The organism is Neisseria sicca, assembly GCF_014054945.1.
In the GTDB taxonomy this organism is placed as follows: Bacteria; Pseudomonadota; Gammaproteobacteria; order Burkholderiales; family Neisseriaceae; genus Neisseria; species Neisseria sicca.
In genome coordinates, this window is the sequence record NZ_CP059566.1 from 1,100,670 (window position 1) to 1,116,227 (window position 15,558).

Genomic DNA, 15,558 nt, shown 5'->3' on the forward strand with positions numbered 1-15,558 from the left:
TTCGGCTTGATATTCGTAATAATGGTGCTGAGTGCAGATTCAAAGGGAACATTATCCCATCTTATTTATAGTGGATTAAATTTAAATCAGGACAAGGCGACGAAGCCGTAGACAGTACAGATAGTACGGCAAGGCGAGGTAACGCCGTACTGGTTTAAAGTTAATCCACTATAAGATTCGCGCCTTGAATTAAGACGCAGAGATGGCAAAAGGTCGTCTGAAACTTTTCAGACGACCTTTTATCTTGAACCGCAGCTGATGCTTAAGCGCGTTTGCGGAATTCGCCGGTACGGGTATCGATTTCGACTTTGTCGCCGTTTTCGATGTAAGACATCACTTGGATTTCAGTGCCGCCGACCAGACGCGCGGTTTTCATCACTTTGCCGGAAGTATCGCCTTTAACGGCAGGCTCGGTGTATTCAACTTCGCGTACGATGATGGTAGGCAGTTCGACAGAAATGGGGTTGCCTTCGTAGAAAGTTACTTCGCATTGGTCTTCCATGCCGTCAACGATGAATTTCAACGCATCGCCGATGTTGTCGGCTTCGATTTCGTATTGGTTGAATTCTTCGTCCATGAAGACGTACATAGGGTCGGCAAAGTAGCTGTAAGTACAGTTTTTGCGGGACAGGATGACGACGTCGAATTTGTCGTCGGCTTTGTAAATGGTTTCGGAAGCGGCACCGGTCAGCAGGTTTTTCAGTTTCATGCTGACTTTGGCGGAAGAGCGGCCGCCTTTGATGTATTCGGTTTTTTGAACGACCATAGGATCGTTGCCGACCATGAATACGTTGCCGGCGCGCAGTTCTTGTGCTGTTTTCATGTATTGTCCAATCAAATCGGTTGTAAATAAACACGCTATTCTAGCGTATTTTTTTAAGCTTTGAAATAAAGGCGGCGAGTTTTTCGGGGGCGGAAGGCTGCTCGAAAAGATAACGGCTCCAGTCCTCCGCACCTTGCCGCCAGTCGTTTTGGTGTTGTTGCAGGATTTGCCAACATTCAAGGCGCTGCGTGGCGGATAATGCCTCTCCGCCGTTGAGGTCGTCTGAAAGGCGGCGGTGTGCCGAGGCGCTTTCGGGCGTGTAGAAGCCGTGTGCCTTATCCCAAAAGGCGTGGAGCTTTTCGAGATGGACGTTTTCATCTTGCGAATAGATATGCCAAAAGAAGGGTTTGCCGGCAAGTTGGGCGCGGACGAAACTGTCTTCGCCGCGTATCACGGCGCAGTCGGCGAGGTGCAGCAGTTTGTCGAAATCCTGTTGCGGCACGAAAGGGATTTTAACGAGACGGACAGAGGTCGTCTGAAAAACATCGCCGTCGTTTTGCAGGGCATCTTGCGGAATGACGCCGCTTTGTTTGAGGCTGTCAATGATTTGCGTCCCCGCCAGCAGCAGGGTCATCGGGCTGCCTGCCTGTTGCCACATGTCCAGCCATTTTGCCCAAACATCGCTCTGATAGCCGAAAAGCAGCCATTCAGGGGCATTTTTTTCGGGCAACATCAGCCGCTCTCGCAAGGCTTCGCTATCAAAACGGACGGCATCACGGTAATCGCGTTCGCGTATCAGCCCGCCGCTTTTTTCGCTGAAACCCATAAACCAAAAATATTTTTGAACACCCTCCTGCGGTGAAGGCATCAGGTGCAGCCTCTCATTGCTTTCTTCCGCGCTCAAATATTCCCAATTCAGCCAAAGCGGCTTGTGTTGGCGGATGATGTGCAACACATTTTCAGGCAGGTCGCAGGCAAAAGTTTCGATGACAACATCGGGAAAGGGCGCAGCATCAATGTCTGCCGCATCGGAATGCCAAGTACGGACATGAATATCCTGATGAACGCAGGGAACGTCGGGCAAATCGGGACAAAGCGCACGCAAGGCGGACACATCATCCGTCCACAAATGCACCTGCCAACCAAGTTCACGGTGCAAAACACAGGCAAGCCGCAAGGAAACGCCGATGTCGCCGAAATTGTCGATGACGTTGCAAAAAATCCAACAAACAGGAAAAGCGTGTGTATTCATAAAAGACTCGAGGTCGTCTGAAATCGGTTTCAGACGACCTTTTCAAAACTAAAACGCGCCGAAATAGTGGAACAAATACACAATCAGCAAAACGATTGGAATAAACAGCAGCATGGTTTGACGTTTCAAATCAAACTCTTGCTTAAGATGATGCTTGATGGTGTCGAAAAGGACGAATTTGAACAGAAACGTCGCTTCGCAAGCAAGGATGATGCCGTTGATTAAGTGCTGCGCCGCGTCTTCGGGCGGATTGACGGCGAAAACGGCAAGCGTCGCCAAGGGTATCAGGCAGACGGCAAGCCAGCGGATGATAAGCGGTTTGGACATGGTGTGTGATGGACAAAATAAGGATGATGGTAAAAGAGCAAGTCGGCAGTTTAATCGGTACGGGGGAGGATTTCAAACGGATGGGGAGGTCGTCTGAAATCCTGTATGTATTGTTTTTTAAAACGTAAACTAGGTATTTATGCCTGTTCTGAAGACTGCGTATCAGCTTTGAATTTTTTCTGAAACTCTATGAAAAATTCTTGATATTTCAAAATATTTTTAATAACACCCTCCCTATCCAACTTATCGTTACCAAACCACCCCTCTCTTTCAACCACGGCAAACGTCATGGTTTTCCCCTTCCCAAACTTTTCCGGTTTTTTAATCTCGAAGAAACCTTCTTTACGAGCTTCCGATATAAACAACTTAAAAAGTTTATTTCGTATTTGTCTTCTATCGTTTTCAACACTCTCGTCAGATATATTGACCTTAAAGCAAAGCCTTGCCTTACTTTGCTCCAACTGCATATAAATAAAATTTTTGTCTGTCAGCGGCAATTTAGAAAAGGCATACCACCAAAAACCGCCACTGGGATTATTTGCATAATCCCACCACATATCTGCCGCTGGTAATTCATTTTCTAGAAATTGAAAAAATCCCTGCCAATCAATACCCTGCCATTCCGTAATGGCTATCTTTCCAAATTGATTATTTTTGTCCTCCAGCCTTTTAATCCGCTCGAGAAAATCTATAAAGATATTATTCTTTATAAGATCCGTATATTTTTCGAGGATACGAATAAGGTTTTTCCTGTCGAAAACCTTGAACCCTTTATTTTCCACTCTTGTCAGGCTGGCTTTGTTTTCATTACCGGTTTTTATATAAATGCAGACAATGCTTTTGCCTTCCGCCATTCTCTCCGCTGCTTCCCTATACCGGTTTAGCTGATTGGAATGCTCCTTAGTATTGGTTTTGTCTTCAATTACAATAAAATATTTATCATTCACTTCAGCCCATATATCAATATTTTCCCTTTGCCTCCCTGCTTTCACAGAAGTAATTTTTTCATCAAAATTCGGATAGTGTGATTTGATTAATTCTGTAACAAATTCCCGCGCACATTCATTTAAAACCTCATCTTCTCGTTTGCATCCCTCATCGGCAAACATCAATAGCCAAGTAATAAAAGCATCCTGACTCAGCTCTTTAGTCGCAATATCAAAAATATTCGGTTTCATTTTTTCCCTTTTTTATCTAATAACAACACATAGGTCGTCTGAAAGCCGTTTTCAGACGACCTCCTTCCTGCTCAATTTTTTGTTTTATCCGTCACGAGCCGATTCCTCAACCATCTGGCCGCAGGTGCGATTTCGCCTGCGAGCATACCGGCTTCCACGCCTGTCGAGTGTTTGATGACATCCGCCGCTGCGCCGTGCAGCCATACGCCGGCGCAAGTGGCTTGGAACGGCGGGATGCCTTGAGCGAGCAGGCTGCCGATGATGCCGCTTAAAACGTCGCCGCTGCCTGCGGTGGCAAGTCCGGCGTTGCCGCTTGGGTTGGTATAGACCGTGCCGTCGGGCGCGGTGACCAGTGTGCGGTGTCCTTTTAAGACGGTTACGGCTTGGAATGTTGCGCTGATGGTTTGGACGGCGGACATTCTGTCTTGCTGAACGGCTTGGGTGGATGTACCGAGCAGGCGGGCGGCTTCGGCGGGATGTGGGGTCAGAACCAGATTGCTGCGTTTTTGTGCGGCTTCGCGGGTTTCGGAATGCGACCTTGCCAGCAAAGTCAGTGCGTCGGCATCGAGCAGCAGCGGCGCATCCTGATTTTGCGTCAACACGGTATTTAAGATTTGGCTGGCGGTTTCGTCCAAACCCATGCCGCAGCCGACCGTCCATGCGCTGATGTCCTTGCGTTTCAGCAGGTCTTCGGCAGTTGCCAGCATGATTTCGGGGCGTTCGGGGATGACGGCAAAGGGCAAGGCGGTTTGATTGAAGCCCGCCCACACTTTGCCGCTGCCTTGATAAATCGCGGCGGTGGAAGCGAGAACAATGGCTCCGCTCATGCCCGATGCGCCGCCGACGACGGCGAGCGTGCCGTATGTCCCTTTGTGCGACTCCGCTTGGCGCGGGGTGAATACGTCGGGAAATTGCGAGGTCGTCTGAAAAAAATCGGGCGTGTCGGGGAGCTTATAGGACGGGTTCATCATCAATCTGCCTGAGTTTGGGATAAAATAGCGGATGCGTGGCGAAAAGAAGATGTCTTTTATAGTGGATTAAATTTAAATCAGGACAAGGCGACGAAGCCGAAGACAGTACAGATAGTACGGCAAGGCGAGGCAACGCCGTACTGGTTTAAAGTTAATCCACTATATCGACTGTTGTTTTCACGATTCTACCGCCCCGTATAGGAACACTACAACCGCACAACAAGGAATATTTAATGAAACAAAAAGTCAAAGTCTGGGATTTGCCGACGCGCCTGTTTCACTGGCTCTTGGTCTTGTCGGTCGGATTTATGTGGTACAGCGCGCAGGCTGGCGGCGGGATGCTGGTTTGGCACTTGCGCTGCGGGCTGCTGGTGGCGGGGCTGATTGTCTTCCGCCTGTGTTGGGGCTTGTGGGGCAGCGATACGGCGCGGTTTTCGCAATTCGTGCGCGGTCCGTCGTCCATCCGCCGCTACCTGCAAGGCAGCCTGACGGAAAACGAACAGCCCGGACACAACCCTTTGGGCGCGCTGATGGTCATTGCGCTGATTGCGGCGGTTTTGCTGCAAGCGACGACGGGCTTGTTTGCCGCCGATGAAAACACGTTTACCGACAGCGGCTATCTGAACCATCTGGTCAGCTCGGACACGGGCAGCCTGATGCGCAAAATCCACGTCAATTTCTTCAACCTGCTGGCGGCATTGGCGGGACTACACATCGTTACGGTCTTGGCGTATAAGTTTTTGAAGAAAAAAGATTTGATCCGCCCGATGATCAGCGGCTACAAGTATATCGAGGGGCAAACCGTTGCCTTGAAATTTGCTTCCGCCGCCAAACTGATTGCCGCCTTAGTATTCACGGCTGCGGCGGTGGCTGCGATTTTGATGTTGAAATAAGAATTTGAACAAATAGAAAAAGGTCGCCTGAAACGGCAATTCCGTTTTCAGACGACCTTTTCTTTATGCCCTATCTTACAAATGCGGGTTCATCAGGTTTTCGGGTGACAGGATGCGGTCGAGTTCCGCTTCGCTCAAGAGGCCGCGTTCGAGTACGACTTCGCGCACGCCTTTGCCGGTTTGGGCGCAGATTTTGCCGACCAAATCGCCGTTTTCATGGCCGATATACGGGTTCAGGTAAGTGACCAAGCCGATGGAGTTGAACACATAGCGTTCGCAGATTTCGCGGTTGACGGTAATGCCTTTGACGCATTTTTCGGCGAGGTTTACCGCAGCGTTGCCCAAGAGAGAAATGGTTTCAAACATACATTGCGCGATGACCGGCTCCATCACGTTTAATTGCAACTGCCCCGCTTCGGCGGCGAAGGTGATGGTGGTGTCGTTGCCGATGACTTTGAAGCAGACTTGGTTGACCACTTCGGGAATCACGGGGTTGACTTTGGCGGGCATAATCGACGAGCCTGCCTGCATTTCCGGCAGGTTAATCTCTTTCAAACCGGCGCGCGGGCCGGACGACAAGAGGCGCAAGTCGTTACAGATTTTCGATAATTTCACCGCCGTGCGTTTCAATGCGCCGTGTACCATCACATACGCGCCGCAGTCGGAAGTCGCTTCAATCAGGTTTTCGGTCAGTTTGCAATCCAAGCCGCTGACTTCGGACAATTTTTTCACCGCCAAAGCCGCGTAGCCTTTCGGCGTGTTCACGCCCGTGCCGATGGCGGTTGCGCCCAAGTTGACTTCCAACAGCAGGGCGCGCGTGCGGTCCAGATTCAAAATCTCTTCTTCCAGCAACACTTGGAAAGACTGAAACTCCTGCCCCGCCGTCATCGGTACGGCATCTTGAAGCTGGGTGCGCCCCATTTTCAAAACATCTTTAAACTCATCGGCTTTGGCGGCAAACGCGTCTTTCAGCAACGCCAGTTTTTCCAGCAGTTCGCCGACACTGTAATACACCGCCAGCCTGAAGCCGGTCGGATACGCATCGTTGGTGGACTGGCTGGCGTTCACATGGTCCATCGGATTGACGATGTCGTAGCGGCCTTTCTCGTAGCCCAACACTTCCAAAGCAAGGTTGGCGATGACTTCGTTGGTGTTCATGTTGACCGAAGTCCCTGCGCCGCCCTGATACACGTCGGACGGGAATTGGTCGAGGCAGCGGCCTTTAAGCAACACTTCATCGCAAGCCTTTTCGATGGCGGCGGCGATTTCGGGCTTCACCGCGCCCAGCTCACCGTTTGCCTGCGCAGTCGCTTTTTTCACCATCACCATGCTGCGGACAAACTGCGGCACGTCGGAAATTTTTTGATTGGAAATTTTAAAGTTTTCCACCGCGCGCAAAGTATGGATGCCCCAATACGCCTCGGCGGGGATTTCGCGGTCGCCCAGCAAATCGTGTTCGATACGGACAGTCATTTCTCTTACCTTCTCATTCGTTGGTTTATCAAGTAATGTGCATATGCAGGCGGAACATTAGACCGTTTTGCATGGGTTGTCTAGCTGCAAATGCGCCGTTGTTATCAAAGCAGAAAAAACACTCCCACCCGAAAGGTAAAAGGTCGTCTGAAACCTTTTTCAGACGACCTTTTACATGCTTACATCCCGACCAGCCCCCGTATCTGCGGCCAGTAAAATAAACAGGCGATGGCGCAGACGGCGACGCTGATGCCTGCGGCGTTGATGCTGCTGATTTTCTCTTTAAACGCCATCGCGCCGACCAGTGTACCCAAGACGATGACGCCGATGTTCATGCCTGCGAAGACCAGCGCCGGGTTGTCTTTCATCATTTGGTGGGCGGTGATGTAGGTAACGATGTTGGCGAAGTTCAAACCGCCCAAAACGATGCCGCCGATAATGCCTTCTTTCGTCCATTTGGTCGATTGGGAGAAAAGGTAGCCGAACATCAAAATACCGGCGAGGCTGAAGGCGACCAAAAGGTTGCCGGAAAACGCCGTACCACTTTTGGCAAGCTGTTTGAAGAGGATGTCGATGATGCCGTAGCCCGCCCAAACGCCCGCGAGCAGCATGATTTGCGTACCCAATCCGCCCGATTTCTTGCCGCCGTCGGCTTTCCACAACAGGCAGAACAAAGCCACAAACGCCAAAACGATGCCTATCAGCCTGCCTTCGGTCAAGGCTTCGCCAAAAATGACGAACGCGGAAATAATCGGCAATATCAAAGACAAACGTTGCGCCGCATCAGACTTGACGATACCCGCAGCATCGACCGCCTTGCCCATAATCACAAACACCGAAGGCAGCAGCACACCCAGCGCGCCGAACAGCCACCAAGTCGGCAAAAAGGCTTTCGGATTGCTCAAATCGGGTTTCAACACCCAAGCCGTCAACGCCACTGCGACGATGTAGTTCACCGCCACCGCCTGCGCGACGTCGATTTTGTTCTTACGCGCCAATTTGAGCAATACCGACACAGACACGCTGCACAGTATGCTTGCTAATAAATAAATCATGTTTTTCCTTTGATTGAATGTGTCGGATGCGTGGACAAATTTTCAGACGACCTTGTTGGTGTCCTGTTTTGATATTTAGTTTCCCGCAAACGACCCATACAAAAATTTCAGACGACCCCGAGATGCGAAGGTCGTCTGAAAACAAGGCGGGCGGTTGCGCTTAGAACCAAGTATCCAAAGACATACGCTTGTTATCCGTCAGTCTGACGAAACCTGCCGCCAGACGGTAAGCAAACCAAACCGATACCAAAAACAGCAACACAGAGCCGATGCCGATAAACGCGGTGATTTTACTCAAAACAAACCCCGCCAGACCGCCCCAGAAGGTTTTAATCAGATAGTCTGCGTGGTTATTATAAACCGAGTCTCCCATATCGCCACGTTTTACATACGCCAAAACAATGCCGGCTACAGGCATCACGAAGGTCGCAAATGCCAAGGCAAACAAGGCATACATCGCCATCACATAAGTCCGGTCGCCGTCTTGGCGCGGCGCTTCCGCCGTATGTTCGCTACCGGTCTGCTGGCTGGCGGTCTGCCCGCTTCTACCGCTGAATTCACGGAGCGACTCGTCGTACCATGCCCGACGTTCGGGATCGACCAGCGTATCGTAAGCCTGACGGATTTCCTTAAAACGCTCTTCCGCTTCGGGATTGCCGGGATTACGATCGGGATGGTATTTCATTGCCGAATCGCGATAGGCTTTTCTGATTTCTGCAATGTCCGCATCCGCCGAAATGCCGAGAATTTCATAAAAATTACGGTTTTCCATATTAGGGTGTGCCTCTTTGGTTTGTGTTTGCCAAAGCCCGATACCGTGAAATCATGGCAACAGGCTGTTTGACAGAATGAAAACAGATATAAAATCAGGCATTGTGTTCTTTTTATAAAACCTTCAAATTTGCCCGAATCTGCGTTTCCCGACTTAAAAACCGTTTTGCATCCCTTTAGACGGCGACCTGTACATCCTGCGGATTCAAAGTCCGCAAAGCCTGCGGACTGACACCGATGATAAATCCGCGCTTGCCGCCGTTGATATAAACTTTCTCCAAATCCCAAATACTTTTTTCAACATAAACAGGCAACCGGGTTTTCATACCGAAAGGCGTCGTCCCACCCACCAGATAGCCCGTCCATTTGTTTGCCTGTTTCGGATCGGCAGGCTCGATGTGTTTCATGCCCAAATCGCGAGCCAGATTGCGGGTGGAAATCTGCTTGTCGCCGTGCATCACGACGACCAGCCCTTTCTTCGCTTCGTTTTGCAGCACGATGGTTTTGACTACCTGATGCTCGTCCACGCCGAACAACTGTGCAAACTGCCCTGTCCCGCCGTGTTCTTCATAAACATAAATATAAGGCTCAAAATCAATTTGATGTGTACGCAAGAAACGGACGGCAGGAGTAACCGGATAATCGGTATTTTTGCTCATGATGCAGTTCCAATAATATTCAGACGACCTAAAATTAATATGACAATGACGCGTAAAAATAGTTTCCGCATCTTTTCAAAAACAACAAAACCGCCCGCCTGCTGTGGCAGACAATCAAGCTGAATGTTACCATAAGCCCCTGCCCAACATCCGCCGTCTCGTTCTGACCCCATCAGGCAAACTGAAATCCGACAACAGGACAGAATGCCCCGTGCGCCCAACCTCAAGGAATATCAAATGAATATCCGATACCTCGGTACCACCGAACGCTACTCCGAAGCCGTCTGCGCCGGAGGATTCGTCTTCCTCTCAGGCATGGTTCCCGAAAATCCCGAAGCCGATGCCAAAGCCCAGACCGAAAACGTCTTGGCACAAATCGACCGCTGGCTTGAAGAATGCGGCTCCGACAAAGCACACATCCTCGAAGCCACCATCTTCCTGACCGATATGAACGACTACGCCGCCATGAACGAAGCCTGGGATGCCTGGACAGCCCTCGGCCGCACCCCTGCCCGCGCCTGTATCGAAGCCAAACTCGCCAAACCGGAATGGGCGGTCGAAATCAAAGTATCCGCCGTGTGCAAGTAATTGGATTGGACAAGGGTCGTCTGAAAACCACAGTCGATTTTTCAGACGACCTCTGTAACAAATAAAATCTGCAACACCGATACGCTCAAAAATTAGAAAACATTTAATTTTATTAGAAACAAATAGTTATTTAAAATTTTTCAAGTAAGCCCGCCTGCACGTCAAAATAAAATCGAAATAAACTATACTTTTTCTTAATTTATGAGATAATAGCTAAACAAATTCTTAGCTAACTTCATCAACATCAAACGAGAACAACACTATGTCAGACGAAAAAAGCAAAGCCCTAGCCGCCGCCCTTGCCCAAATTGAAAAAAACTTCGGCAAAGGTTCCATCATGAAAATGGACGGCAGCCAGCAAGAAGAAAACCTTGACGTCATCTCCACCGGCTCGCTCGGTGTGGACTTGGCGCTCGGCGTCGGCGGTCTGCCGCGCGGCCGCGTCGTCGAAATCTTCGGCCCCGAATCATCCGGTAAAACCACGCTCTGTCTCGAAGCCATCGCCCAATGCCAAAAAAACGGCGGTATCTGCGCCTTTATCGACGCCGAACACGCCTTCGACCCCGTTTACGCCCGCAAACTCGGCGTTAAAGTAGAGGAACTCTACCTCTCCCAACCCGATACCGGCGAGCAGGCTCTGGAAATCTGCGACACGCTGGTACGTTCCGGCGGCGTGGACATGGTCGTTGTCGACTCCGTAGCCGCCCTCGTACCCAAAGCCGAAATCGAAGGCGAAATGGGCGACAGCCACGTCGGCCTGCAAGCCCGCCTGATGAGCCAAGCCCTGCGCAAACTGACCGGCCACATCAAACGCACCAACACACTGGTCGTCTTCATCAACCAAATCCGTATGAAAATCGGCGTGATGTTCGGCAGTCCCGAAACCACCACCGGCGGTAACGCCCTCAAATTCTACGCCTCCGTCCGCCTCGACATCCGCCGAACCGGACAAATCAAAAAAGGCGACGACGTCATCGGCAACGAAACCAAAGTCAAAGTCATCAAAAACAAAGTCGCCCCTCCGTTCCGCCAAGCCGAATTCGATATCCTGTACGGCGAAGGCGTAAGCTGGGAAGGCGAACTGATCGACCTCGGTGTCAAATACGACATCGTTGAAAAATCAGGCGCATGGTACAGCTACAACGGCGCCAAAATCGGACAAGGCAAAGACAACGTCCGCGTATGGTTGAAAGAAAACCCCGAAATCGCCAACGAAATCGACGCCAAAATCCGTGCCGCCGTGGGCATCAACATCGATATCACCGAAGGCAAACTGGACGACACCGACGGCGAACGTCCCGAGGAATAAACCCCTCTTGAGTCTTGGTTAAAATGAAAAGAGGTCGTCTGAAATATTTCAGACGACCTCTTCATGATTCCGTATCGGGCAAATCAAGCTTTCAGCAATTCTTGCAGCTCACCTGCTTCATACATTTCCATCAAAATATCGGAACCGCCGACAAACTCTCCGTTTACGTAGAGTTGCGGGATGGTCGGCCAATCGCTGTATTCTTTGATACCTTGGCGGACAGCATCGTTTTCCAAAACATTCACGGTAACGTAATCAGTGCAGCCTGCGGCGCTGAGGATTTGTACGGCGCGTGAAGAGAAGCCGCATTGCGGAAACTGCTTCGTACCCTTCATAAACAAAACAACGCGGTGGGTGGTAACAACTTCTTTGATTTGGTCGTGGATAGATGTCATGGTTTAATCCTTATTTACATGAATCGGTTAATCGGAATTTGCGCCATTATACGCAAATTGACGTGTTTGGGTACGCCTGTTTGCATGGATATTTGAACAAATTAATATCGGTTTACCCAAAATCCCCAAATCGCAAACCTGCCGATCATCCTCAGCCCATCCTATTCAATACGCAGCCGCCCCAACCGACAGAACCTAAAAATTGTCAACAATCCAAGCCATCTTATTTTAAAGCGGTGCTATAATTCCCGAACCAGATTTTTCAGATGACCCCTACAAGGACCCTGACTTATGAACAATTCAGTCATCACCGTGATCGGCAAAGACCGCGTCGGCATCGTGTACGACGTTTCCAGAATTTTGGCGGAAAACCGAATCAACATCCTCAATATCAGCCAGCAGCTGATGGACGATTTCTTCACCATGATTATCTTGGTGGATACCTCAAAATGCCCCAAATCGCGGCAAGAAATGCTGGATTTGTTTGCGGAAGAGAGCAAAAAACTCGCGCTCGATATCCGTATGCAAAACGAAGAAATTTTCCAAGCCATGCATCGCATTTGAGTCGGAGGAATGTGATGAGTATCCAATCCGGCGAAATTTTAGAAACCGTCAAAATGGTTGCCGACCAGCATTTCGACGTCCGCACCATTACCATAGGCATTGATTTGCACGACTGTATCAGCACCGACATCGACGTGTTGAACCAAAACATTTACAACAAAATCACCACTGTCGGCAAAGATTTGGTCGCTACTGCGAAACACCTTTCCGCCAAATACGGCGTGCCGATTGTGAATCAGCGTATTTCCGTCACGCCGATTGCCCAAATCGCGGCGGCAACCAAAGCCGATTCTTACGTCAGCGTGGCGCAGACTTTGGACAAGGCAGCCAAAGCCATCGGCGTGTCTTTTATCGGCGGCTTTTCCGCGCTGGTGCAAAAAGGCATGTCGCCTTCAGACGAGGTGTTAATCCGCTCCATTCCCGAAGCGATGAAGACCACTGACATTGTGTGCAGCTCCATCAATATCGGCAGCACGCGCGCGGGCATCAATATGGATGCGGTCAGACTGGCGGGCGAAACCATCAAACGCACGGCTGAAATCACGCCCGAAGGTTTCGGCTGCGCTAAAATCGTCGTGTTCTGCAATGCGGTGGAAGACAATCCGTTTATGGCGGGCGCGTTTCACGGGTCGGGCGAAGCGGACGCCGTTATCAACGTCGGCGTATCGGGGCCGGGCGTGGTCAAAGCCGCGCTGGAAAATTCGGACGCAGTCAGCCTGACCGAAGTCGCTGAAGTCGTGAAGAAAACCGCCTTCAAAATCACCCGCGTGGGCGAACTCATCGGCCGCGAAGCCTCGAAAATACTGGGCATCCCGTTCGGTATTCTCGATTTGTCGCTGGCACCGACCCCCGCCGTCGGCGACTCGGTGGCACGTATCCTTGAAGAAATGGGTTTAAGCGTTTGCGGTACGCACGGCACGACGGCTGCCTTGGCATTGCTGAACGATGCCGTGAAAAAAGGCGGCATGATGGCTTCCAGCGCGGTCGGCGGTTTGAGCGGCGCGTTTATCCCCGTTTCCGAAGACGAAGGCATGATTGCCTCCGCCGAAGCAGGCGTGCTGACGCTGGACAAACTCGAAGCGATGACCGCCGTCTGCTCGGTCGGTCTGGACATGATTGCCGTTCCCGGCGACACGCCCGCGCACACGATTTCCGGCATCATCGCCGACGAAGCCGCCATCGGCATGATCAACAGCAAAACCACCGCCGTGCGCATCATTCCGGTAACGGGCAAAACCGTCGGCGACAACGTCGAATTCGGCGGCCTGTTGGGCTACGCGCCCGTGATGCCGGTTAAAGAAGGTTCGTGCGAAGTGTTCGTCAACCGGGGCGGCAGAATTCCCGCGCCGGTGCAGTCGATGAAGAACTAATGGCTTGACCATGAAAAAGGTCGTCTGAAAACTTGCAATGCTTGTTTTCAGACGACCTTTGTTTATTTGAGACTGTATTTTCAGACAACCTACAAACCCAATTCCCTGAGGAAGCGCACGTCGTCCGCCCAGCCTGATTTGACCTTGACCCAAACCTTTAAAAACACTTTAGTATCAAACAGTTTTTCCATATCGAGACGGGCTTCGGTGGAGATTTTTTTCAGTTTTTCCCCGCCTTTGCCGATCAGGATGGCTTTTTGGCTGTCTTTATCGACCAATACGGCGATGTAGATTCGGTAGAGTCCGTTTTCCTCTTCTTCGAATTGTTCGATTTCCACATTCATGGCGTAGGGCAGCTCTTCGCCGAGGTAACGGAACAGTTTTTCGCGCACGATTTCGGTGGCGAGGAAACGGCTGGAACGGTCGGTCACCATTTCTTCCGGATACATCGGCACGCTTTGGGGCAGGTAAGGTCTGAGGCGCGCGAGCAGGTTGGCGATGCCCAATCCGTGTTTGGCGCTGACGGTTTCATGTCCTGCAAATTTGAATTCTGCGCTGATTTGGTCGATAAATTCCTGCAAACCGCTGCTGCCCGCTTTGTTTTTGTCGATTTTGTTAATAACGAGGATGACGGGCGTGTTTGTCGGCAGTTGTTTCATCACGATACGGTCGGCATCGGTAAAACGCATGGCTTCGACGACGAAAACAACGGCATCGACGCCGCTCAACGCTTCGGTGACGTTTTGATTGAGGCGGTCGTTCAGGGCGTTGCGGTGTTTGGTTTGGAAACCGGGGGTATCGACGAAAACGAATTGGGCGGTGTCGTCGGTGTAAATGCCGGTAACGCGGTTGCGCGTGGTTTGGGCTTTTTTACTGGTGATGCTGATTTTTTGCCCGATGAGGTGGTTCATCAGCGTGGACTTGCCGACGTTGGGGCGGCCGACAATAGCGACGAAGCCGCAGCGGTAGTCGGCGGGGTGGCTGGATTCGTTTTGCAGGAAGGTTTCGATGTCCATGATGGCTTTCTGTTTGACGTTTCAGACGACCTTTTTGTCTTGTCATAGGGGCTGTCGAGATTTAATTGTCCAAGTGGATTTTTGTTCGCAAAGCGGAAGATGCCGCTTTGGCGATAAAAAAACATGGAAACTATTGAATGTCGTCAGACCCTAGGTCGTCTGAAAAATAAATCGGCTATTTTTTCGCTTTTTTCAAAGGGTGGTGTTGCTCGAGCCATTGCAGCGCTTCTTTGGCAGCTTGCTGCTCGGCAACTTTGCGGCTGCTGCCTTGTGCTTTGCAGATAAAACCGAGTTCGCCCAAGTCGCATGAAATCAGGAACATACTGTCATTGGCATGACCGATTTGTTCCTCGATGCGGTATTTGGGCAAGGCAAGGCGGCGGGCTTGGAGGGCTTCTTGCAGGGCGGTTTTGTTGTCTTTGCCCTGCGTTTTGAAATCGGCACGTTTGACGCGTTCGGCGAACAAGTGCCGCACCACTTTCTCCGCCTCGGCGAAATCCGCATCAAAGCTGACGGCGGCAAACATCGCTTCCATAGCATCGGCAAGGATGGAGGGTCGTCTGAATCCGCCGCTTTTCAACTCGCCCGCGCCCAAATAAAGCCCGTCACCGACATTCATTTCCAAAGCGATTTCCGCCAACACGCCTTCATTGACCAAGCTCGCGCGCAAACGCGACAACTCGCCTTCGGTCAGCTTGGGGAACGCGTCAAACAACATTTTGGCGACGGTGTAGTTCAAAATCGAATCGCCAACGAACTCGAAACGCTCGTTGTTTTTCGCATGGTAGCTGCGGTGGGTCAGCGCCTGCTGCAAAAGCGCGGTATCTTTGAAATGGTAACCCAGTTTATTCTGAATGGCGGCATGCGCCTGCTGTTTTAACACATCTGTTTTCATGAGGACGTTTGTCTTTCTTCTTGCTTCGGAATATCGGCGGGAGGCGGCAAAAATTCAGCCTCCCAAACCAACCCGAATG

Annotated in this window: 17 protein-coding genes and 1 pseudogene; 6 read left to right on the forward strand and 12 right to left on the reverse strand. The window is 50.9% G+C overall.

Annotated features, from left to right (window positions below; translation table 11 throughout):
- Positions 1–51: 51 nt before the first annotated feature.
- Positions 52–171, forward strand: a pseudogene (locus H3L95_RS05390) (IS5/IS1182 family transposase); the annotation flags it as partial.
- A gap of 91 nt (positions 172–262) precedes the next feature.
- On the opposite strand, the gene efp reads toward H3L95_RS05390, so the two are convergent.
- From efp to H3L95_RS05415, 5 genes are all read right to left on the reverse strand, one after another.
- Positions 263–823, reverse strand: a complete 561-nt coding sequence (gene efp, locus H3L95_RS05395) for an elongation factor P (protein ID WP_002219406.1) — start codon at positions 821–823, stop codon at positions 263–265.
- Between the two features lie 40 nt (positions 824–863).
- A complete protein-coding gene (gene earP / locus H3L95_RS05400; protein WP_040668552.1) occupies positions 864–2,015 on the reverse strand; it encodes an elongation factor P maturation arginine rhamnosyltransferase EarP in 1,152 nt (383 codons plus the stop codon).
- Positions 2,016–2,063: 48 nt separating this feature from the next.
- A complete protein-coding gene (locus H3L95_RS05405) occupies positions 2,064–2,342 on the reverse strand; it encodes a hypothetical protein (RefSeq protein ID WP_003758590.1) in 279 nt (92 codons plus the stop codon).
- Positions 2,343–2,479: 137 nt separating this feature from the next.
- Positions 2,480–3,520 carry a PD-(D/E)XK nuclease family protein gene (locus H3L95_RS05410; RefSeq protein WP_003758594.1) on the reverse strand — a complete coding sequence of 347 codons (1,041 nt, stop codon included), beginning with the start codon at positions 3,518–3,520 and terminating at the stop codon, positions 2,480–2,482.
- 71 nt (positions 3,521–3,591) lie between these two features.
- Entirely contained in the window at positions 3,592–4,491 is a 900-nt protein-coding gene (locus H3L95_RS05415) for an NAD(P)H-hydrate dehydratase (protein ID WP_003758595.1), read from the reverse strand.
- 233 nt (positions 4,492–4,724) lie between these two features.
- Between H3L95_RS05415 and H3L95_RS05420 the strand changes: the two genes are divergently transcribed.
- Positions 4,725–5,384: a cytochrome b/b6 domain-containing protein gene (locus H3L95_RS05420; RefSeq protein WP_182096228.1), complete on the forward strand. Its 660-nt coding sequence runs from the start codon at positions 4,725–4,727 to the stop codon at positions 5,382–5,384.
- 75 nt (positions 5,385–5,459) lie between these two features.
- Here H3L95_RS05420 and aspA read toward each other — a convergent pair whose 3' ends face one another.
- The 4 genes from aspA to ybaK all read right to left on the reverse strand — a co-directional run bounded on the left by aspA (position 5,460) and on the right by ybaK (position 9,342).
- A complete protein-coding gene (gene aspA, locus H3L95_RS05425; protein WP_003758603.1) occupies positions 5,460–6,857 on the reverse strand; it encodes an aspartate ammonia-lyase in 1,398 nt (465 codons plus the stop codon).
- A gap of 179 nt (positions 6,858–7,036) precedes the next feature.
- Entirely contained in the window at positions 7,037–7,912 is an 876-nt protein-coding gene (locus H3L95_RS05430; protein ID WP_003758605.1) for a DMT family transporter, read from the reverse strand.
- Positions 7,913–8,072: 160 nt separating this feature from the next.
- Positions 8,073–8,684 (reverse strand): DnaJ domain-containing protein, encoded by a 612-nt coding sequence (locus H3L95_RS05435; RefSeq protein ID WP_003758609.1) that lies wholly within the window; start codon positions 8,682–8,684, stop codon positions 8,073–8,075.
- Between the two features lie 175 nt (positions 8,685–8,859).
- Positions 8,860–9,342 carry a Cys-tRNA(Pro) deacylase gene (gene ybaK, locus H3L95_RS05440; protein ID WP_003758611.1) on the reverse strand — a complete coding sequence of 161 codons (483 nt, stop codon included), beginning with the start codon at positions 9,340–9,342 and terminating at the stop codon, positions 8,860–8,862.
- A 237-nt stretch (positions 9,343–9,579) separates the two neighbouring features.
- Here ybaK and H3L95_RS05445 point away from each other — a divergent pair, with 237 nt between their 5' ends.
- The gene (locus H3L95_RS05445; protein WP_040668569.1) at positions 9,580–9,930 is read left to right on the forward strand and encodes a RidA family protein; all 351 of its coding nucleotides are present in this window, start codon (positions 9,580–9,582) and stop codon (positions 9,928–9,930) included.
- Between the two features lie 262 nt (positions 9,931–10,192).
- Positions 10,193–11,239, forward strand: a complete 1,047-nt coding sequence (gene recA, locus H3L95_RS05450; protein ID WP_003758619.1) for a recombinase RecA — start codon at positions 10,193–10,195, stop codon at positions 11,237–11,239.
- Positions 11,240–11,322: 83 nt separating this feature from the next.
- Here the strand turns inward: recA and grxD are convergent, their stop codons facing one another.
- Entirely contained in the window at positions 11,323–11,634 is a 312-nt protein-coding gene (gene grxD / locus H3L95_RS05455; RefSeq protein ID WP_003758621.1) for a Grx4 family monothiol glutaredoxin, read from the reverse strand.
- Between the two features lie 291 nt (positions 11,635–11,925).
- Between grxD and H3L95_RS05460 the strand changes: the two genes are divergently transcribed.
- Positions 11,926–12,198: an ACT domain-containing protein gene (locus H3L95_RS05460; protein ID WP_003758625.1), complete on the forward strand. Its 273-nt coding sequence runs from the start codon at positions 11,926–11,928 to the stop codon at positions 12,196–12,198.
- 14 nt (positions 12,199–12,212) lie between these two features.
- Entirely contained in the window at positions 12,213–13,568 is a 1,356-nt protein-coding gene (locus H3L95_RS05465; protein WP_003758627.1) for a PFL family protein, read from the forward strand.
- 89 nt (positions 13,569–13,657) lie between these two features.
- Here the strand turns inward: H3L95_RS05465 and era are convergent, their stop codons facing one another.
- Both era and rnc read right to left on the reverse strand, forming a co-directional pair.
- A complete protein-coding gene (era, locus tag H3L95_RS05470) occupies positions 13,658–14,584 on the reverse strand; it encodes a GTPase Era (protein WP_040668556.1) in 927 nt (308 codons plus the stop codon).
- Positions 14,585–14,759: 175 nt separating this feature from the next.
- Positions 14,760–15,479, reverse strand: a complete 720-nt coding sequence (gene rnc, locus H3L95_RS05475) for a ribonuclease III (RefSeq protein WP_003758637.1) — start codon at positions 15,477–15,479, stop codon at positions 14,760–14,762.
- Positions 15,480–15,558: the final 79 nt, after the last annotated feature.